Source organism: Nonomuraea gerenzanensis, assembly GCF_020215645.1.
GTDB classification, from domain to species: Bacteria; Actinomycetota; Actinomycetes; order Streptosporangiales; family Streptosporangiaceae; genus Nonomuraea; species Nonomuraea gerenzanensis.
Map to the genome: position 1 here is coordinate 2,838,923 of NZ_CP084058.1, position 19,933 is coordinate 2,858,855.

Below are 19,933 nucleotides of genomic sequence, written 5' to 3' on the forward strand. Positions count from 1 at the left end.
GGGCGGAGCATCAGTCGCGATAAGTCCGTACGTAGTCGAACTCGGCGACCGCCCCCGACCGATTCATGGACACCAGGCCGATCCTGAGTCTGCCCTCGGCGGGCAGCGTCCAGACCCCGTTGCGCACCCACCGCTCACCGTCCCGGCTGGTCGCCGCGCGCACCTCGTTCTCCTGGTTGGCCGCGTCGTAGTGGTACGACAGCCGCAACCACATGGTCTCCGCCGCGGGCCCGCCGAACATCGGCCCGTTGGCGACCGCGATCGGCGGCGTGGTCGTCGGCCGCTCGCCCTCCTTGCCGAACTCGCTCATCCGCAGCACGGCCCCGCCGCCCCGCTGCAGCGGCAGCGCGGAGTGGGCCAGCTTGAAGTAGCGGTCGTCGTGCTCGTACAGCAGCAGCCCCGCCTGCTGGGCGGCCTGCGTGGGCGCGAACCTGAGCTTCGTCTCGACCGTGTAGTCGCCCTCCGGCGCCGCCCGCCACAACACCGAGGCCGTGTTGTTGGCCAGGTGCAGCTCGGCGTTCTGAGTCGGCCAGGACAGCTTGCCGCCCGCGACGGACACCCCGGCGGCCGGGCCGCGCACCCACTGCCACGGCGCGCCCACGGCGGTGCCGTCGAACTCGTCGCTGAACTCCGGCAGCAGCTCGCCCGGCTCAGGCTCCGGCACCCGCTCGGTGACCGGCCGGTACAGCTCGGCGGCGCCCACGTTGTCGGCGTCGGCCCGCCCGCGCGCCACCACGCCCACCGAGCCGTGCCGGGCGGCGGCGCGCGGCAGCGTGCGCCGCTGCTCGGCCACCGGGTCGCCGAGCTGGTCGGCGCTCACCTGCACGGTCAGCTCGGTGCCGCGCAGCTCGGCGACCACGTTGTGCCAGGTGCCGAAGCCGAACCCGGCCGGCAGCGGGGTGACCTGCTCGCCCCGGCTCCGGCCGCCGATCACGACGTCGGTGACCAGCGCGTCGCGGTCCTCGTCCAGCCAGGCCGCCACGTGGTTGTCGCGGTTGACGTGGGCGAGCGTCAGCCCGGCCGCGCCGTTGGCCACCCGCAGGTCGGCCTGGGCGCGCACGTCCGCCGCAGCCGTCTTGCGGACCGTCGTCAGGTACGACAGCCCGCCGGTGCGGGAGGCGTAGCCGTGCGCGTCCTGCTCCGTCCGCGCCGTCCAGGCGCCGCCCTCGGCTCGCCAGCCGGCCAGCGAGCCCTCGCCGAACGTGCCGCCCACCTCGTACGAGGCCACAGGCGCGGGCTGGGCCCCCTCGGACGGCCCGGCACCGGCCCGCACCACCGGCCAGCCGTCGATCCAGTCGAGCCGGTCGATCAGCAGCGGCCGCTTGCTCAGCGCGGTCAGCCGCCCGCCGCCGACCGGCGGGAAGTCCGGGTCGGCGGTCGGGATGGCGTGGTAGACGAGCCAGTCCTGGCCGGACAGGTCGGTCGTGAAGCCGCTGTGGCCCGGCCCGGCCCACTTGTTGCCGTTGGCGCCCACGACGATGGCGCCCTTGCTGGTCAGCGCCATCAGGTCCACGCCCTCGTCGTCCTCGAACGGGCCGAGCGGGCTGGTGGAGCGGCCCACCTTGACCTGGTAGCCGCTGTAGGCGCCGTCGCAGCAGCCGGCGTCGGAGTAGAACAGGTAGTAGTAGCCGTCGCGGCGGACGACGTACCCGCCCTCCATCCGGCGGCCCCTGGCGAGCTGGGTCGCGCTGCCCTCGACGAGGGTGGCGTCGGCGTTCATCCGGGCCACGCAGATGACGTCGTAGCTGCCCCAGTACATGTAGTGGGTGCCGTCGACGTCCGTGAACTGGGCCTGGTCGATGTGCCCGGTCGGGCAGCTCGCCTGGGTGGCGGCCGGCAGCACGTCACCGTGGTCGGTCCACGGGCCTGTGGGCGTCGGCGCGGTGGCCAGGCCGAGGTCGCCGCTGGCCAGCGAGTAGTAGAGGTAGTACTGGCCGCCGATGTACCTGATGTCCGGTGCCCACAGGCGGGCGCCGGCGTGCCAGTCGGGCTTGGTCTCCGGGGTGAACACCTCGCCGGCGTACTCCCAGGTCACCATGTCCGTGGAGCGCAGGATCGGCAGGATGCGCTCGCCGTCCTCGCCCTTGCTGTTGAAGACCGGGTTCTGGGTGCCGTAGGCGTACCAGAGGCCGTCCTGGGCGTGGATCATCGTGGGGTCGGGGAAGGTGTCCACGACCCCGGCCGAGACGGGGTTGGAGTAGGCGGGGGCCGCCTGCGCGGCGGCGGGAAGGGGGGTGATCAGCCCCGCCACGAGGGCGGCGAGGCCGACGACGGTACGCATCAACCGGCGGTCTCTTTCTCGAAAGAGCTCAGTGTGGGGTCGTAGTCCAGCTCGCCGATGTCGTACATCGGCGTCATCCAGTGGTAGAAGTTGTCGCCGCGCTCGCGCAGCAGGTCGTACAGCCTGCGCATGAGGCGGCGCCGGACGGGTGCCATCTCCGGATGGGTGTACCGGTTGCTCAGCTCGTGCGGGTCGGCGTGCAGGTCGTACAGCTCGTTGACCGACTCCGGGTTGACGACCAGCTTGTAGCGGTCGTCGCGGATCATGCGCTGCGGGTAGGGGAAGTGGTGGCCGTGGAACTCCGCGAGCAGCTCGCCCGGCCACTCGGGGTGCTCGCCGCGCACCAGCGGCACCAGGCTGCGGCTGTCCACCGCCGGCTTCGGGTCGCAGCCCGCCAGCTCCAGGATCGTCGCCGTGCAGTCGGTGAGCGTCACGAACTCGTTCCTGACCTTCGGCGGCGCGCCGGGGATCCGGACGAGGCCGCAGATGCGGTAGATGTCCTCGTACATCGCCGGGCCCTTGTCGTGCAGCCGGTGGGCGCCGGTGAACTCGCCGTGGTCGGAGGTGAAGAACACCGACGTCCGATCCGTCAGGCCCAGCTCGTCCATGCGATCGAGGATCCGGCCGATCTGCTGGTCGATCAGCGTGACGTAACCCCAGTAGACCGCGATGAGCTTGCGGGTGACCTCGATCGGGATCGTGTCGAACGTCCAGTGCTCGCTGTAGTTGCGCTGCACCGGCGGCTTGCCCTCGAACGTCTCCGCGATCGACGGCGGCAGCTCGACCAGGCTCGGGTCGTACATGTCGAAGTACTCGTCAGGCAGCAGGTACGGCAGGTGCGGCCCGAAGAAGTGGGTGGCCAGGAAGAACGGCTTGCCCTCCGCCGCGTACCGCTCCATCAGCTCGATCGCCCGGTCCGCCAGGTAGTGCTCGAACGTGGCCTCGACCGGCTGGTGCAGCCGCGCGGCCAGCAGGTTGCCCTGGTTGCCGTTCGGCGTGGTGCCCCGGATCAGGTCCGAGATCCTGTACGGCGGCAGCCCCCGCTCCTCCAGGTAGGCCACGTAGTCGGGGTGGTCCACCGGGTTGTGCCAGCCGGGCAGGTCGGGCCCGTCGAAGCCGTAGGAGGCGGCGTTGCGGCTGGTGCCGCCGTGCCACTTGCCGATCAGCCCCAGGTTGTAGCCGCGCTCCTTCAGCGCCTCGGGGAAGGTGAACGCGTCCTCGCGCAGGTCCTCCAGATATCCGACGTTGCGCTCGTAGTTCGCCAGCAGCCGGTGCCTGAACGGGGCCTGCCCGGTGAGCAGGCTCGCCCGCGCGGGCGTGCAGATGGCCGTAGGCGTGTAGAACCGATCGAACCGCGTGCCGGTGGCGGCCAGCCTGTCCAGGTTGGGCGTGGCCACGTGCGGGTTGCCGTAGCAGCCCAGGGTGTCGACGCGGTGCTGGTCGGTCATCAGGAACAGCAGGTTCACTTGGTGAAGGCCTTCGTGTAGAGATCGCCGGTGTAGTACGTCGCGGGCTCCGGCCGGGTCTTGAGCTTGCCGGTGCTGACGAAGAAGTCGCCGAGGCTGTTGAGCCACTTGGCCACGGTGCCGTCCTTGGTCTTGTTGACCAGGTCCTGCGTGGTCATCACGGTGACGTTCGCCGCGTCGGCCTTGACCTTGGCCGCGTCCAGCTTGAGCAGCGACGCCGCCTCCGTGATCGACTCCTCGTGGTGCGCCGCCCGCCAGTCGTTGGCCTCCTGCAGCACCTTGATGACCTTGTCGGTGAGCTCGTCACTCACCTTCGTGCCGCCCACGAAGGCGGTGGGGAACGAGTTGTCCGGCCACTCCTTGGTGCTGGCCAGCTCCGTCAGGTCCGGCACCTTCTGCTTGATGTTGTCGATCAGCGGGTACCAGATGCCGGCGCCGTCGATCTGCCCGGCGACGAAGGCGGAGACGACCGTGGCCGGGTCCATCGGCACCTTCTCGATGTCCGCGGGGCTCATGCCGGCCTTCTGCAGGGCCAGGTTGAGCACCATCTCGCCGGACGTGCCCTCCGGCACGCCGACCTTCTTGCCCTTGAGGTCGGCGATGCTCTTGATCCCGGGCCGGCCGATGACGCGGTCGGCGTAGGCGAGCGTGTTGATCGCGACGACCTTGGCCTTGCCGGTCGCGGGCAGCCACATGGCGCCCGGGCCGATGTAGCCGAAGTCCAGGTCACCGGCGCCGAGCGCCTGGATCTGGAGCGGGCCGTTGGTGAAGACCTTGATCTCGGGGGTGAGACCCTGCTTCTCCCACAGGCCCTGATTCTCGGCGATCGCGAGCAGGCTGGCGCCGTTGTAGTCGCTGATGTAGCCGAACCGGACCGTGGAGCCGTCGTCGGAGCAGGCGGTCACGGAGAGTGCGAGCAGGCTCACCGCCGTGGCGGCCGTCAGGGCGCGGCGAAGAGAACGCATGGCGGATCAGTCCTTTCTGGGAGGTGTTCGCTAGGCCGCGGGTACGGCCGGAGCCTGGTGGTAGACGGCGTGCCAGACCTCGTTGCGGATCCGCCCGAACTCGGGCGACAACCGCATCTCCTCGGTCCTCGGGTACGGCAGGTCCACGTCGATGACCTTGTGCAGCCGGCCGGGCCTGGCGGCCATCACGATCACGCGGCTGGCCAGGTAGACGGCCTCGTCCACGTCGTGCGTGATGAACATGACCGTGCGCTGCTCCTGGCTCCACGTGTCGAGGAGCTGGTCCTGCAGCTGCACCCGGGTCAGCGCGTCCAGCGCGCCGAACGGCTCGTCCATGAGCAGCACCTGCGGGTTGACCGCGTACGCGCGGGCGATGGCGCAGCGCTGCTTCATGCCGCCGGAGAGCATCTTGGGCAGCGCGTCGGCGAAGTCCGCCAGCCCGACCAGCTCGATCGCCCGCTGGGCGCGCTGCCTGCGCTCCTCGGCGGGCAGGTCCATGAGCTTGAGCCCGAACTCGACGTTCTTGCGCACGGTCAGCCAGGGGAACAGCGCGTACTGCTGGAAGATCACGCCCCGGTCCGGGCCGGGGCCGCGCACCGGCGCGCCGTCCACCAGCACCTCGCCGGACGTGGGCTCGACCAGGCCCGCGGCCATGCTCATCAGCGTGCTCTTGCCGCAGCCCGACGGGCCCACGACGGTGACGAACTCGCGGTCGGCGATGTCCAGCGACACGTGGTCCAGGGCGGTGAAGGTGTCGTCCTTCATCGGGTAGGTCTTGACGACGTCCCTGAACGAGATCTTGGCGTTCAACGGCGCTCCTGCCAGTCGGTGAGGCGGCGCTCGGCGAGCAGCAGCAGGCGGTCCATCAGCAGGCCGAGCACGCCGATGGCGATCAGGCCCACGAAGATCGTGGACAGGTCGTAGTAGAGCTGGGCCTGCTGCATCCGGAAGCCCAGGCCCTCCTGGGCGGCGATCAGCTCGGCGGCGACCAGCGTGCCCCAGGCCGAGCCGAGCCCGACCCGCATCCCGACCAGGATGAACGGCGTCGAGGCCGGCACCACGACCTTGAGGAAGATGGTGCGGTCGGAGGCGCCGAGCACCCGGGCGGCGTTGATCAGCGTCTTGTCCACGTCCACGACGCCCTGGAAGGTCGAGACGACGCTGGACAGGAACGACGCCAGGAAGATCACGAAGACCTTCGGCACTTCGCCGATGCCCATGAGCACGATGGCCAGCGGGATGATCGCCAGCGGCGGGATGGTGCGGAAGAACTGCACGTACGGCTCCAGCAGGCCGCGCGCGGTGGCGTACCAGCCCATCAGGAAGCCGACCGGGATGGCCAGCAGCGTGCCGAGCAGGAAGCCGATGAGCACCCTGCGCAGGCTCGCCAGCGCGTCCGTGAACAGGGTGCCGTCGGCGATCAGCTCACCCGCCTTGGCCGCCACCTCCAGCGGGCCCGGCAGGCCCTGCACGCCGAGGGTGGCCAGCAACGTCCACACGACCAGGCCGATGACGACGGCGATCAGGTTGAGAGCGATGGCGCGCCGCGAGCGCCTGGGGGCCCGCCGGGCGGCCTGCGCCGCCGGCGGCTTGCCCAGCGCGGTGAGCTGGGTCATCGAGACTCCTTGTCGGGGATCGGGTCCTCCGCGAGATCCGGCCCGGCCGGATAGCGGGAAAGCAGGGGGGATTCGTGCAGCACCAGGGCGATGCCGCCGAGGGCGCCGGCGACCTCGCCGAGCGTGGCGCGGCGCAGGCTCACCCGGTGCCGGGAGACCGGCATGACGTGGTCGTGCAGCGCCCGCTCGATCGGCTCGACGAGCGCGGCCCCGGTCTCGGCCAGCTCGCCGCCGACCACGATCACGCTCGGGCCGATGGCGTTGCACAGGGCCGCGAGCACCTCGCCGATCCTGGCGCCGACGCCGCCGAGCAGGGTGAGCGCGGCCCGGTCGCCCGCGCGGACGGCCTTGACCAGCTCCGGTACGTCCGCGGCCCGGCCGCCGGCGGCGCGGTAGGCGTCCAGCACGGCTCTTATCGAGGCGACGGTCTCCAGGCAGCCGGTGCCGCCGCAGTCGCAGCGCGCGCCGCCCGGATCGACCGTGATGTGGCCGAACTCGCCTGACAGCCCGTACGCGCCGCGGTGCAACGATCCGCCGACCACCAGCCCGCCACCGACACCGTGGGACAGGCGCAGGTAGAGCACGTCCTGCCCGCCCGCGGCGGCGCCCCAGATGGACTCGCCCAGTGCGGCGAGCCGGGTGTTGTTGTCCAGCAGCACCGGCACGCCGAACCGCTCACGCAGCAGCACCTGCGCGGGGTGCGGCGCGAGCGGGCCGTCCTGAGCGGCGGCGGGGTCACCTGGTCCGGCGGCGGGGTCACCTGGTCCGGCCGCGGAGTCGCCCGGTCCGGCCGCGGGATCGCCCGGTCCGGCCTCGGGGGAGCCGACCACGCCGACCACGCCGACGCCGATCGCGTCGAGCGCGCCCAGCCGCAGCGTGCCGCCGCCGCTGCCGGCGCCGGTGAGCGAGCCGACGAGCCGTACAGCCAGCTCGACCCGCTGCTCCCACGGCAGGTCGGCGTCGTGCGGCTCGCTGGCCGAGCCGACGACCTCGTGGGCCAGGTTGACGGCGGCGACGTGCAGCGCGCGGCGGGCGAAGTCGATGCCGATGGCCTGGCCCGCGTCGGGGTTCAGGGTCAGCGTCTCGGCCGGCCTGCCACGGCCGCGCGGCCCCTCCTGGGAGGTGGCGGTGACCACGGCGCCGGAGGCGACGAGCTCGGCGAGGATGTCGTAGAGGGTCGTACGGGACAACCCGCAACGCTTGCCCAGCTCGCCCCGGCTGAGCGGGCCGTGCTTGCGCAGCAGGCCCAGCACGAGCTCTTCGTGCCCGCGCCGGAGTTGTGACAGGGGGCCACGGGGTTGTGACATGACGCAGAGTCTGCCGACGCCCGGTGTTTTTCGTCAATAACCCGGAAAAAAAGGTACCCATCCCGATATCGGGCCTGTGAGCTGCAAGAATAGGCGTACGCGGGGATTCGGGCCACTCGTAACGTTCCCGTAACGGGGTGCTGGTAGTAGGCTGCGGTGACCGGCGCCGTCCCGCGCCCGACCTCCTGACCGCACACCCACGCCGTGCGGCGCCGCGGAGGCAGAGGGGATCGATGTCCTCGGGGCGACGTCTCGATCGTGCCGGGTGTCTTCACGGCGGGGCCGTGCCGAAGGAGCGTGGGTCCGCGCACGGAGCCGCCGCGGGAGCACTGCCATGACCGATCACAAGCACCTCAAGCGCCGCGTACGCGAGCGCATGGCCAGGACCGGCGAGTCCTACACGACCGCGCTGCGTCACGTCGCGGGCCGCGCCCGCCGCCACCACCACGAGTCGGCGCTGCTGCGCGACGTGCTCGGCGGCGGCCTGTCCGAGGCCATGCTGCTCGGGCTGGGCGGCGGCATCGGGTTCATGTACTTCGTCTTCGAGTACGCCGGCCACCCGCCCATGCTGACCATCGTCGCCCAGGCCCATCCCGAGCCGATGATTCCGCTCGCGCTCGCCAGGGCCGGCGTCCCGCACGAGATCCGGCGGACCGGCTCGGCCAGGCTCGCCGAGCGCAGCCTCCGGGCCGCGCTCGACGCCGGGCGCCGGCCGATCTGCCGGGTCGGCCGCCACCTGCTGCCCTGGCGGGAGCCGCTGCCCTTCCCCGACCCCGTGGACGTGGTGGTGACGGGGCTGGACGGCGACACCGTGCGCGTGCGGGACGACGGCCCCGGCGAGCTGCCGCTGGCCGCCTTCATGGCCGCCTGGTCCGCCGTGCCCCAGGCCAAGCACCTGCTCGTCGAGGTCACCGGCCCGGCCGAAGGGAAGCCCGACGTGCGCGCGGCCATCACGGACACCGCCGCCAAGCTGACCGGGCCGGTGCTGGGCAACAACTTCGACGTCAACTTCGGGCTGTCGGGCATGCGCAAGCTGGCCGCTCAGCTCGCCGACACCACCGGCAAGCAGGGCTGGACCCGCAGGTTCGCCGACCTCGGGCCGGCGCTCGACCGGCTGGCGGAATGCCTGGAGGTCGACTACACCTCGCCCGGCGCCACCAGGCCGCTCTACGCCGACTTCCTGGCCGAGGCCGGGCACGCCGAGGTGGCGGCGCTCTATCGCGAGTGCGGCCGGCAGTGGTCCCGGGTGGCCGCCGCAGCCTCGGCGCGGGAGCCACTGGCGCAGGTGGCGGCGCTCGTCGCCGAAGCCGTGCTGCTGGAGGAGCGGGGGGCCGGGGCGCTGGCCAAGATTTATTGACTTTTGTTTGGATGGTCGCCAAATTAAGGAGCGCGCGTGCCGTTCTGAGCCCACCCCTGGAAGGCGACCATGAGGCGCTTGCTCTCGGTGCTGCTGGCCCTGCTCCTGACCTCCGCGACGCTCGTCGCGCCCGCGCGGGCACGCACCGCGCCCGTGAGCACTGCGCTCGTGGGCACTGCGCCGGAGGTGACCTACGACAAGCACTCGCTCATGGTGGACGGGCGGCGGATCGTGCTCCAGTCGGCCGAGTTCCACTACTTCCGGCTGCCCAGCCAGGAGTTGTGGCGCGACGTGCTGGAGAAGTTCAGGGCGGCCGGGTTCAACGCCGTCTCGCTCTACTTCTCGTGGGCCTACCACTCGCCGGCGCCCGGCGTGTACGACTTCGGCGGCGTACGCGACGTGGACCGACTGCTGCGCACCGCCCGCGAGGCCGGCCTGTACGTGATCGCGCGGCCGGGCCCGTACATCAACGCCGAGAGCACCGGCGGCGGCTTCCCGGCCTGGCTGAAGACGGTGCCGGGCCGGGCCCGCAGCTTCGAGCCCGGCTACCGGGAGGCCTACCGCGAGTGGCTGCACCGGATCAACCCGATCATCGCTCGCCACCAGGTCACGAACGGCGGCCCGGTGATCCTCTACAACGCCGAGAACGAGTACCAGGTCAACACCGACGCCGCGTACATGCAGGACATCCAGGATCAGGCCAGGGCCGACGGCATCACCGTGCCGATCACCACCAACGACTGCTGCGACGCGGGCAGCTGGACCTCGACCTGGGCGACCGGGTCCGGCGCCGTGCAGATCCCGGGCGTGGACGACTACCCGCAGTCCTTCGAGTGCGCCGACCCCGGCCTGTGGGGGCCCTGGGGCGAGGGCCTGACCGAGAAGCTGCGCGACGACATCCCCGTCTTCGCCGCCGAGTATCAGGCCGGAGCCATCGACCTGGGCAACGCCGGGTACGACGAGTGCCGGGAGCTGACCGGGCCGGCCTTCATGAAGTTCTTCTACAAGAACAACCTCATCCAGACCGGCGCCACGATGTTCTCGTACTACATGGGCTACGGCGGCACGAACTGGGGCTGGCTGGCCCAGCCGAACGACGTCTACACCTCCTACGACTACGGCGCCGCCATCACCGAGGCCAGGCGGCTGACGCCCAAGTACGACGAGTTCAAGCGCCAGGGCTACTTCCTGGAGGCGGTCGCCCCCCTCACCAGGACCGACGCCCTCGCCCCCGCACCGGCCGTCCCGGCCAACGCCGCCCTGACCACCGTCGCCCGCGCGAACCCCGACACCGGCACCCAGTTCGTCCTGGTCCGACACACCGACAGGGCAGCCACCGGCACCGACGCCGCCACCCTCGACTGGGCCGCGCCGGACGGGCGCTACCAGGTGCCGGTGCAGGTCAAGGGGCGCGACGCGCACGTGCTGGTGGCCGGGTACGACCTGGGCGGGCAGCGGCTGGCCGTCTCCACCTCCGAGATCATGACCCATGCCGCCATCGGCGGGCGCGACGTGGCCGTCCTGTACGGCACCGCGGGCTCGGCCGGCGCCACCGTGCTGCGGTACGCGTCGCAGCCGTCCGTCAAGGTGCTCGAAGGGGTGGTGCGGGCCGCGTACGGCGGGGGAGAGCTGCGGCTCGACTACGCGCACGACGGGCTGGCGCGCGTGCTCGTCACGGGCGGCGGGCGGCGGCCGCTGCTCCTGCTCATCGGCACGGACGAGGAGGCGGCCCGCTTCTGGCGCGCCTCGACGGCGGCGGGGCCCGTGCTGGTGCGCGGCACGGAGCTGGTCCGCTCGGCCACACTGCGCGGCGACGTGGTGCGGCTGGCGGCGGACACGGTGGCGGGGGAGGTGGAGGTCTTCGCACCACCGTCAGCCGGCCGCGTCGAGATCGGCCGCACCATCGGCCCGACATCCGCCCTGGCCGCCGTTCGCGACGGGACGGCCGACGCAGGCGGCGATCAGAACGCCGCTCGCGACGGGACGGCCGACGCGGGCAGCGCCCTGAACGCCGCTCACTACGCGACGGCCGACTCGGGCGGTGGTCAGGCTGCTGCTCGCGACCGGACGGCCGAGGCGGGCGCCGCTGGTGAGGAGGTGCGGGTCAGACGGACGGCGAGCGGTTCCCTGCTCGGCGTCACAAGAGCCCCGACCGCGGCGAAGCTGCCCGAGCTGACCGGCTGGCGTGCCCGCGCCGAGGCCCCCGAGGCCGCGCCCGGTTTCGACGACTCAAGCTGGAAGGCCGCCGACCACACCACGACGACCAGCCCGCACCCACCCAAGACCCTGCCCGTCCTGTACGCCGACGACTACGGCTTCCACCACGGCAACGTCTGGTATCGCGGCCACTTCACCGCCACCGGCACCGAGACCAGGATCGGCCTGAACGCGATCACCGGCCTGCGCGGCAACTACCTGGTCTGGCTGAACGGACGCTACCTCGGCTCGGCGCCCGGCGGCGTGCAGGCGGACTCGGGCGACCAGTGGACCCCGCCGAACCCCGACCCGGGCCCGGGCCGCTTCGACATCCCGGCGGGCCTGCTCAAGCCGGGGGCGGACAACGTGCTGGCCGTCCTGGTCGCCACCACGGGCCACAACGACGACTGGATCGCCGACGACCTGCGCTTCAAGCAGCCGCGCGGCCTGGTCGCCGCGTCCGTCGGCGGCACCCCGATCGCCTGGCGGATCCAGGGCACCGCAGGGGTGGACAAGCTGCGCGGCCCGCTCAGCACCGGCGGCCTGTTCGGCGAACGCACCGGCTGGCATCTACCGAAATATCAGGACAAATCGAAATATCAGGACAAATCGTGGAAGGAGGCCGCACCGGCCACCCCGCTGACCCCCGGCGTCACCTGGTACCGGACCTCGTTCCGGCTGGACCTGCCCCAAGGGCAGGACGTCCCCGTCGGGCTGCGCTTCGGCGGCGACCCCTCGCCCGCCCACCGCGTGCTGATCTTCCTGAACGGCTGGAACGTCGGCCAGTACGGCGCCGACATCGGCCCCCAGCGCGAGTTCTCGCTGCCCGCCGGGCTGCTGAACGAGCACGGGAGCAACACCCTCGCCCTGGCCGTGACCGCCGAGCAGCCGGCGGCCGGGCCGGGCCCGCTCAGCCTGTTCGCCTACGGGAACGTGCGCGGCGGGCCCTGAGCCGGCGGCTCGCTCAGCCCTTCGGCACGGCCATCTCGCCCAGCTCGGACCAGTCGTCCTGGTCGAGGGTGGTGTTGACGATGCGGGGCGTCTCGGCGAGGTAGGGCGGCAGCTCCTGCTGGGCCTGCTTGAAGTGGGCCGACTGCACGTGCGCGGCGCCCGCCTCGCCGTCCCTGAACGCCTCCACCAGGACGTACTCGTTCGGGTCGTCGAGGCTGCGCGACCAGTCGAACCACAGGCAGCCCGGCTCGGCGCGGGTGGCCGCGGTGAAGGCGGCGGTGATCTCGGGGAAGCGGTCGGCGTGCTCGGGCACGACGCGGAACTTCGCGGTAATGAAGATCATCTGAAACGCTCCTCTGCTGGTCGGCGGCCTTACGAGACGAGACTATCGGCCAATTCTCTAGTAATCCTGTAGGAAATGTTGACTTCATGGCGGGCAGGCTCGTACCTTCGTACGCATGAGCCAGGGCCTCCATCTCAGCCTCAGGAACGTGACGAAGACGTTCCACGGCGGCGCGCCGTTCACCGCGCTGTCCGGCCTCCACCTCGACGTGCGCGCGGGCGAGCTGCTCACGCTCGTCGGCCCCAGCGGCTGCGGCAAGTCCACGCTCTTCGCCCTCGTCGCCGGCCTCACCCCGCCCACCACGGGGGAGATCCGCCTCGGCGGCGCCCCCGTCACCGGCCCCGCGCTGGGGCGGGGCGTGGTCGTCCAGCAGTACACCCTGTTCCCGTGGCGCACGGCCCTGGGCAACGTGGAGTTCGGGCTGGAGGGCGAGGCCGGCGTCAGGCGGGAGCGGGCGCGTGAGTTGCTCTCGATCGTGGGGATGTCCCGGTACGAGGAGTGTTACCCGCACGAGCTGTCCAGCGGCAGGCGGGAGCTCGTGGCGCTGGCCCGCAGCCTGGCCTTCGAGCCCGGCGTGCTGCTGCTGGACGAGCCGTTCGCGGGGCTGGAGCGGCGCGTGCGCGAAGAGGTGGGGGATGAGCTCGTACGGGTCTGGGAACGCACCGGCACGACCATCTTGCTCGTCACGCACGACGTCGAGGAGGCCGTCCGGGTGGGGCGGCGGGTCGCCGTCATGACGTCGGGGCCGGGGCGGATCAAGGAGATCGTGGACGTGGGCTCCCGCACGGCGGGCGCCCGCAGGCACGTGGGACGGCTGCTGCGCGACGAGTTCGCGGCGGCACGGGGGCGGAAGGTGGCGGCCTGACGTGGCTGAGCTGCGCGAGTACGAAGGTGACATCCACTGGTACGACCTGCCCGACGACGAGGCGGAGGAGGACTGGATGCTGGACGAGGAGAGCGGGCAGCGCTGGGTGCGCGGCGAGCTGGGGGTGGCCCGGTGAGCGTCGTCGCGCTGGTGGGCAACCCGAGGGAGGGCTCCAGGACGCTGAGCGTGGCCGCCGAAGCCGCGCGCGCGATCGGCCGGCGGGTGCGCGGGTCGGAGTCGTACGAGGTGGTGGACCTGGCGGCGCTCGGGCCGCACCTGCTCGCACCCGGCGCGTCCGCCGGGGTGGAGGTGGCGCTGGAGCTGGTGGCGGAGGCGAGCGTGCTCGTCGTGGCCAGCCCCACCTACAAGGGCACCTACACGGGCCTGCTCAAGGCGTTCCTCGACCGCCTGCCGCCGCAGGCGCTGGCGGGCAGGCCGGCGCTGCCGCTGCTCGTGATGGGGGACGCCAGGCATGCGCTGGCGGTCGAGGTGCACCTGCGCCCGCTGCTGGTCGAGCTGGGCGCCACCGTGCCCACGCCCGGGCTGGCGATGCTGGAGTCCGATCTGCCGCGCCTGGAGGAGGTGGTGGCGGCCTGGGCGGACCGGGTCGCGCCGCAGGTGGCGGCGGCCTGGGCGGGTCGGGTCGCGCCGCAGCTCGCGGCCGGGGTCAGGGACACGGCGCTGAGCTGAGGCAGATCTTCACCCGGAGGTGGTGGTGCGCCGCCCCGCGAGGTGCCATGATCCGGCGCAGTCCCATCCGAGGGGAGATGCCGTGATCTTCCGTTGTGTCCTGGCCGCCGTCGTGGCGGCGGCGATCCTCACCCCGCTGCCGGCGAGCGCCACGAGCCGGGTCAGGTTCGCCACCTTCAACGCCTCGCTCAACCGGGCCGCCGAAGGGCAGCTCGTGAGCGACCTGTCCACCCCCGGCAACACGCAGGCCGCGGTCATCGCCGAGATCGTCCAGCGGTCCCGCCCCGACGTGCTGCTCATCAACGAGTTCGACTACGACGCCGCCGGCCAGGCCGCCCGCCTCTTCCAGGACAACTACCTGTCCGCCGGTCAGGGCGGCGCGCGGCCGATCAGTTACCCGTACCGCTACACCGCCCCCAGCAACACCGGCCTCGCCTCCGGCTTCGACCTCAACAACGACGGCACCGTGGTGACCACGCCAGGCGCGCCCGGCTACGGGGACGACGCGCTCGGCTTCGGCGCCTTCCCCGGCCAGTACGGCATGGCCGTCTACTCGAAGTACCCGATCGACGTGCGCGGGATCCGGACGTTCCAGAACTTCCTGTGGAAGGACATGCCGGGCAACGTCATGCCCGCCGGCTGGTACTCGGCCGAGGAGCAGCAGGTGCTCCGCCTGTCCTCCAAGAGCCACTGGGACCTGCCCGTCCGGATCGGGCACCGCACCGTGCACTTCCTGGTCAGCCATCCGACGCCACCCACGTTCGACGGCGCGGAGGACCGCAACGGCCGCCGCAACCACGACGAGATCAGGCTCTGGGCCGACTACACCCGGCCGGGCAGGGGCGGCTACCTCTACGACGACCGGGGCAGGCGCGGCGGGCTCGACCCCGGGGCGGCCTTCGTGATCGCCGGTGACCAGAACGCCGACCCCCACGACGGCGACAGCTACCAGGACGCCATCCACCAGCTCCTCGACCACCCGAGGATCGACGGCGGGAACGCCCCGTCCAGCGCGGGCGCGGCCGAGGCGGCGGCGCTGCAGGGCGGGGCGAACGCCACCCACACCGGCGACCCGAAGCACGACACGGCCGACTTCGCCGACACCGCGCCCGGCAACCTGCGCGCCGACTACGTGCTGCCCTCCAAGCGGCTGCGGTCCGTGGGTGGTGGCGTGTTCTGGCCGGTGCCGGCGGATCCGCTGTCGCGGCTGACCGGCGTCTTCCCGTTCCCCAGCTCCGACCACCGCCTGGTCTGGCTGGACGTCAAGACTCCCTGACGAACGGATCACCGCGGCCGAGGTCGGGCGGGCATCGCCCGCCCGCCTCACCGCGGGCGGCGCCGCGCTGCGGCCTCATCGCGGGCGGCATCGTGCTCGGGTCTCACCGCGGGCGGCGTCGTGCTGCGGCCTCACCGCAGGCTGGGATTGCGGCGGGCGCTCCACACCGCCACCCCGGCCAGCACCAGTACGCCGCCCGCGGCCCACAGGTCGCCCCGCAGCGTGACGGAGTTCACGATCGTCCCCCCGACCAGCGCACCGAGCCCGATCGCCAGGTTGAACACCGCCACCCACAACGCCGAGGCCGCCTCCACCGCCTGCGGCGCGGCCTTGATCATCCACGTCTGCAGGCTCACCGACACCCCGCCGAACGCCAGCCCCCACACGCCCAGCAGCACGATCCCGCCGACCGGCCCGGCGCCCGCCACCGGGAAGAGCAGCACGGCCAGCGCCAGGGCGGTGACGATGACGAGCACCGTCCGGTGCGGCCGGCGCGCCACTGCCGCGCCGGCCACGAAGTTGCCCGCGATCCCCGCCAGCCCGAAGCCGAACAGCAGCGGTCCGACGAGCTCCGCGCCGAGGCCCGACAGGTCCTGCAGCACCGGGCTGATGTAGGTGTAGGCCGCGAAGTGGCCGATCACGATGAGGAACGTCGCCACCACCCCGGCCCGCACGCCCGGATCGCGGAGCTGGGCGGCGAGATCCCGGAGCCCGACCGGCCGGGTGGCCTTCAGGGGAGGCAGGACGGCGAGCAGGCCTAGGAGCGCGACGAACCCGAGCCCGCCCAGCGCGCCGAAGGCCGCCCGCCAGCCGGCCAGCTCACCGATCACGGCGCCGATCGGCACGCCGAACACGTTCGCGGCCCCGACGCCACCGAAGATGACCGCCGTGGCCCGCGGCACGTGCGCCGGAGCGACCAGTCGGACGGCCAGCCCGCCGGCGACGGCCCAGAAACCGCCGATCGCCACGCCGACCACCGCGCGGGCGGCGAGCAGCAGCGGGTAGGTCGGCGCCAGGGCGGAGCCCAGCCCGGCGAGCGCGGTCAGCGCGACCAGCCCGATGAGCAGCAGCCGCCGGTCCAGCCGCCCGGCCAGCACGGGCACCACCGGCGCCGCGACCGCCGCGATCAGGCTGGGCAGCGTCACCATCAGCCCGGCGGTGCCCTCCGACACCGCCAGCGCGGAGCCGACGGACGTCAGCAGCCCGATCGGCAGTTGCTCGGCGGTCACCACCAGGAACGTCGCCACGGTCACGGTGCCCACCGCCGCCCACCGGCTCCTGACCGGCGCGTCCGGCGCTTCTGCTGCGGAGGCTGCGGAGGGTGCGTCCGGCATGTCCGGCGTGTCCGGCGCCGTCGCGGAAGTCGTCACGAGATCTCCTCAGAGTTCACAATTCGGGAGCGATCGCTCCCGTATGGCGGCTCACCCTAGTATGGGAGCGATCGCTCCACAACTGGGGTAGGGTGCTGGCATGGCGCGACCGAGAGAGTTCGACGAGCAGGACGTGGTGGCCAGGGCCACCGAGCTGTTCTGGCGGCGCGGCTACACCGCGACCGGCGTCCGCGAGCTGGGCGCCGAGCTGGAGCTCAAGCAGAGCAGCCTCTACCGCACCTTCCATGACAAGCGCGGCCTGTTCCTGCGCGCCCTCGACCACTACCGGGCCACCGAGTCGTCCCAGGCCGGTGAGCTGCTGGAGCGGCCAGGGCCCGTGCGTGACGTGCTGCGCGAGTGGCTGACCTGCATGGTCGGTGACGAGACGGGCCGCGGCTGCCTGGTGGTCAACACCGCCACCGAGCTCGGCGCCACCGACGCGGAGGTGCGGCGGCGCACCGAGGCCGCGTTCGACGTCACCAGGAAGGCACTCGAATCGTTGCTGCGGCGCGGCTGCCGCACCGGCGAGCTGCCGTCGGCCCTCGACCTCGACGCCGCCGTGGACCTGCTCTTCACCACCGTGCTCGGCCTGCGCGTGCGCGAACGCGCCGGTCACGACCCTGAACGACTGGCCGCCACCATCGACTACGCCGTACGGATGCTCGCCGCGCCGTGAAATGCATGTGACGCCGAATCGGGAAAGGGAAATGCGGTGAGCCGGTAACGCGGCGAAAAACCGGTGTCATTTCAGGAAGGGAATTCTTAAACTCCAATTCCGTGGACATGCCAACTCTTCTCACTCATTTCCGGACTCATGAGGTGCCGCTGGAGCTGTCCAGGGGCGGCGAGCCGGGCTGGGGCGACGCGGAGCTCCACCGAAGTGCCCGGCTGAGCGACCCCAAGGGATACGCGCTGCTCGCGCTGGTGCCCGGGGTGCTCCCGTGGCAGCGCGCCCGGGTGCTGCTGGAGATCCTCGCGGCGTCCCAGGACGGGCTTGGCGAGGCCACCCGGGCGACTTTGGCCAAGGTGACCAGGGCGCTCATGTTCGGCCTGCCGCCCGCGTACGCCTTGAGGGCGCTGCTCGCGCTGCGGCGGCTGCGCGCCAACCACAAGCACACGACCAGGGCGATCGTCGCCTTCGTGCTGGAGCACCCGGACGCCGACGCGCTCATCGAGGCACGGCGCCCGGCACTGGTCGACTGCCTGGAGCACGCCCTCGGCAGGTCCACCGCCCGCACCTGCGCGCGGCTGGTCACGGCAAGCGACGCCGCCCAGTCGGCCACCGCTGGCGAGGACGCCCAGTCGGCCACCGCGAGCGAGGGCGCTCAGTCGGCCACCGCTGGCGAGGGTGCCCGGCTGGCCACCGCGAGCGAGGGCGCCCGGCCGAGCACCGGGGACGAGGCAGGCGATGCGTACCTGCGCAGGAGCCTGCTGCGCTTCACCGCGGACCCCGCGACGGCGATCGCGCGCCTGCGCAAGCTGTACGGCCCCGGCACGTACGGCGCGCCCGCCCCGCAGGAGCCGCCCGCCCCGCTGGACCAGGCCACCGAGCAGCCCCCGATCGTCACCCCCACCAACCGGGGCGACATCGCCGCGACGCTGGTGCACCTGTACCAGGGCGGCCCGGCCGCCGAGCTGCGCCCCGCCCTGGCGGGCTACGTGGCGCGGGCGACGGGCGGGCTGCCGCGCCTGGCCGCGCACGTGGCCGTGGTGCTGGACACGTCCCGGTCCATGCGCGGGTACGGCGACCGCGAGTGGGCGCTCATGTCGCAGGCCCTGGCGCTGCGGCTGGTGCTGGGGAAGGTGTGCGAGCGACTCACGGTCGTCGAGACCGGCGGCACGGCGCAGGCCCCGGCGGGCTCGGCCGACCTGGCCGTCGCCCTGCTCGACGCGCTCGCCGCCGGCCCCGACCTGGTGGTGATCGTCACCGACGGCTACGAGAACCACCTGCCGGGCGACCTGGCCAGGGTCGCCGCCACGCTGCCGCGCGCCGGCGTCACCACGCCCGTGGTGCTGTGCCTGGCGGCCTTCACCCGCAGCGACGACCTGACCCTGCGTCACCCCGCCCCCGTGCTGCCGCACCGGCCGTTCTGGCACCAGGACGACTTCGCCGGGCTGCTGCCCTGGATGTTCGCGTACTGCACGGCCGGACCCGACTGGATCCGCACGACGGCGCTGGCCCGGCTGGACGGAGGAGGACGATGACCAGCCTGAGCACGATCCTGCCCGCCCCGCTCGACCTGCGCGGATACCGGGCGGGCACGCCCCAGCGCGCCGGGGTGCTGACGATGGTGCCGGTCTACGGACCCGTCCGGCCCGGCATCGCGCCGCCCCGCTCCGGGCTCAAGCTCAAGCGGGTCGTCGGCTACGGGCAGGTGGAGCTGGTCAACGGCGCCCGCGAGGGCGTGGCCATCGTGCCGCTGCACCTCGGCTACATCCAGGACGCCGCGCAGAACCACGCCCTGTGCTCCTCGGCGCTGCTGGGCGCCGGGCAGACCAGGCGCTTCGACGACGCCTGCTGCGTGCAGGCCGCTCAGGGCGGCTACCTGGAGGGCCGTGACCAGTGGTTCTTCGTGCTGCCGTGGGAGCTGCGCGGCCAGGCCATGCGGCTGCGCGGGCGGCACGACTACGCCAAGCTCTGGCCGGCCATCAGCGAGCTGAACCGCGCGTACGGGCTGCCGTCCCGTGGTCACCTGGAGCAGATCCTGTCGCGCAAGCGGGCCGTGCTGACCCAGTTCCAGAGCCGGCTGGAGCTGATGCCGGGGCAGCTCGGGGCGCTGTTCCTGGTCGGTGACCGGTTCGCGGGGCTGGAGCTGGCGCCGGACCCGGGGTACTTCGCCGAGTTGTGGATGGCGCTGGTCTGCTTCGCCTACGGCGTGGCCGCCTGGCAGGCCGAGCCGGAGCCCGCGGGGGCGGCGCCGTACGAGGCGGAGAGCCTGGCGGAGCTGCGGGCCGAGCTGGCGCGCGACCGGTCGGCGCGGCTGGCCGAGGTGGCCTCCTGGCTGCCGGCGCCCGGCGGCGGCGTGCGGCTGGTCGAGGAGGAGCGCTACCTCGACCTGCGGCTGTCCACGCTCACCGGTCACGGGCTGGCGGGGCAGGTGGTCACCGAGCACGGGCGGCCCGTGTACGCCTCCGTCTTCGCCGACCGGTGAAAATCCGTTGCGGCTCCGGCGGGGGCGGCGGTTGAATGATCAGTGCGGGAACTGTGCCGGGCGCGGCGGACGACACCCTCATTCCAGATAAGGGATGG

Annotated in this window: 17 protein-coding genes; 9 read left to right on the forward strand and 8 right to left on the reverse strand. The window is 72.5% G+C overall.

Going from position 1 to position 19,933, the window contains the following annotated elements; translation table 11 throughout:
• Positions 1-10: 10 nt before the first annotated feature.
• Genes LCN96_RS13580 through LCN96_RS13605 form a run of 6 tightly spaced genes read right to left on the reverse strand, consistent with a single transcriptional unit; the run spans position 11 to position 7,635 of the window.
• The gene (locus tag LCN96_RS13580) at positions 11-2,281 is read right to left on the reverse strand and encodes a family 43 glycosylhydrolase (RefSeq protein ID WP_225272960.1); all 2,271 of its coding nucleotides are present in this window, start codon (positions 2,279-2,281) and stop codon (positions 11-13) included.
• The gene (locus tag LCN96_RS13585) at positions 2,281-3,747 is read right to left on the reverse strand and encodes a sulfatase-like hydrolase/transferase (RefSeq protein WP_225272961.1); all 1,467 of its coding nucleotides are present in this window, start codon (positions 3,745-3,747) and stop codon (positions 2,281-2,283) included. The genes LCN96_RS13580 and LCN96_RS13585 overlap by 1 nt, the downstream gene beginning before the upstream one ends.
• Entirely contained in the window at positions 3,744-4,712 is a 969-nt protein-coding gene (locus LCN96_RS13590) for an aliphatic sulfonate ABC transporter substrate-binding protein (protein ID WP_225272962.1), read from the reverse strand. The genes LCN96_RS13585 and LCN96_RS13590 overlap by 4 nt, the downstream gene beginning before the upstream one ends.
• Positions 4,713-4,742: 30 nt before the next feature.
• Complete coding sequence (locus tag LCN96_RS13595; protein ID WP_225272963.1) at positions 4,743-5,522, reverse strand: ABC transporter ATP-binding protein; 780 nt, start codon at positions 5,520-5,522, stop codon at positions 4,743-4,745.
• On the reverse strand, positions 5,519-6,328 hold the full coding sequence (locus LCN96_RS13600; RefSeq protein WP_225272964.1) for an ABC transporter permease: 810 nt from the start codon (positions 6,326-6,328) through the stop codon (positions 5,519-5,521). The genes LCN96_RS13595 and LCN96_RS13600 overlap by 4 nt, the downstream gene beginning before the upstream one ends.
• Complete coding sequence (locus LCN96_RS13605; protein ID WP_225272965.1) at positions 6,325-7,635, reverse strand: ROK family transcriptional regulator; 1,311 nt, start codon at positions 7,633-7,635, stop codon at positions 6,325-6,327. Before LCN96_RS13605 ends, LCN96_RS13600 begins: the two co-directional genes overlap by 4 nt.
• 334 nt (positions 7,636-7,969) lie before the next feature.
• Here LCN96_RS13605 and LCN96_RS13610 point away from each other — a divergent pair, with 334 nt between their 5' ends.
• Positions 7,970-8,992 (forward strand): BtrH N-terminal domain-containing protein, encoded by a 1,023-nt coding sequence (locus tag LCN96_RS13610; protein ID WP_225272966.1) that lies wholly within the window; start codon positions 7,970-7,972, stop codon positions 8,990-8,992.
• 69 nt (positions 8,993-9,061) lie between these two features.
• Complete coding sequence (locus LCN96_RS13615; RefSeq protein ID WP_225272967.1) at positions 9,062-12,139, forward strand: beta-galactosidase; 3,078 nt, start codon at positions 9,062-9,064, stop codon at positions 12,137-12,139.
• Positions 12,140-12,152: 13 nt separating this feature from the next.
• Here LCN96_RS13615 and LCN96_RS13620 read toward each other — a convergent pair whose 3' ends face one another.
• On the reverse strand, positions 12,153-12,482 hold the full coding sequence (locus tag LCN96_RS13620; RefSeq protein WP_225272968.1) for a putative quinol monooxygenase: 330 nt from the start codon (positions 12,480-12,482) through the stop codon (positions 12,153-12,155).
• A 115-nt stretch (positions 12,483-12,597) separates the two neighbouring features.
• Here LCN96_RS13620 and LCN96_RS13625 point away from each other — a divergent pair, with 115 nt between their 5' ends.
• The 4 genes from LCN96_RS13625 (at position 12,598) to LCN96_RS13635 (ending at position 15,313) form a co-directional block, all read left to right on the forward strand.
• Entirely contained in the window at positions 12,598-13,347 is a 750-nt protein-coding gene (locus LCN96_RS13625; protein ID WP_225272969.1) for an ABC transporter ATP-binding protein, read from the forward strand.
• Position 13,348: 1 nt separating this feature from the next.
• Positions 13,349-13,483 carry a hypothetical protein gene (locus LCN96_RS56540; RefSeq protein WP_263657478.1) on the forward strand — a complete coding sequence of 45 codons (135 nt, stop codon included), beginning with the start codon at positions 13,349-13,351 and terminating at the stop codon, positions 13,481-13,483.
• A complete protein-coding gene (locus tag LCN96_RS13630; protein ID WP_225272970.1) occupies positions 13,480-14,037 on the forward strand; it encodes an NADPH-dependent FMN reductase in 558 nt (185 codons plus the stop codon). The genes LCN96_RS56540 and LCN96_RS13630 overlap by 4 nt, the downstream gene beginning before the upstream one ends.
• Positions 14,038-14,119: 82 nt before the next feature.
• Complete coding sequence (locus tag LCN96_RS13635; protein WP_225272971.1) at positions 14,120-15,313, forward strand: endonuclease/exonuclease/phosphatase family protein; 1,194 nt, start codon at positions 14,120-14,122, stop codon at positions 15,311-15,313.
• Positions 15,314-15,444: 131 nt separating this feature from the next.
• On the opposite strand, the gene LCN96_RS13640 is transcribed toward LCN96_RS13635, so the two are convergent.
• Positions 15,445-16,683: an MFS transporter gene (locus LCN96_RS13640; RefSeq protein ID WP_225272972.1), complete on the reverse strand. Its 1,239-nt coding sequence runs from the start codon at positions 16,681-16,683 to the stop codon at positions 15,445-15,447.
• Positions 16,684-16,783: 100 nt separating this feature from the next.
• Here LCN96_RS13640 and LCN96_RS13645 point away from each other — a divergent pair, with 100 nt between their 5' ends.
• The 3 genes from LCN96_RS13645 (at position 16,784) to LCN96_RS13655 (ending at position 19,835) form a co-directional block, all read left to right on the forward strand.
• A complete protein-coding gene (locus LCN96_RS13645; RefSeq protein WP_225272973.1) occupies positions 16,784-17,359 on the forward strand; it encodes a TetR/AcrR family transcriptional regulator in 576 nt (191 codons plus the stop codon).
• A 107-nt stretch (positions 17,360-17,466) separates the two neighbouring features.
• Positions 17,467-18,888, forward strand: a complete 1,422-nt coding sequence (locus tag LCN96_RS13650; protein ID WP_225272974.1) for a hypothetical protein — start codon at positions 17,467-17,469, stop codon at positions 18,886-18,888.
• Positions 18,885-19,835 (forward strand): ARPP-1 family domain-containing protein, encoded by a 951-nt coding sequence (locus LCN96_RS13655; protein WP_225272975.1) that lies wholly within the window; start codon positions 18,885-18,887, stop codon positions 19,833-19,835. The genes LCN96_RS13650 and LCN96_RS13655 overlap by 4 nt, the downstream gene beginning before the upstream one ends.
• The last annotated feature ends 98 nt before the right edge of the window (positions 19,836-19,933 follow it).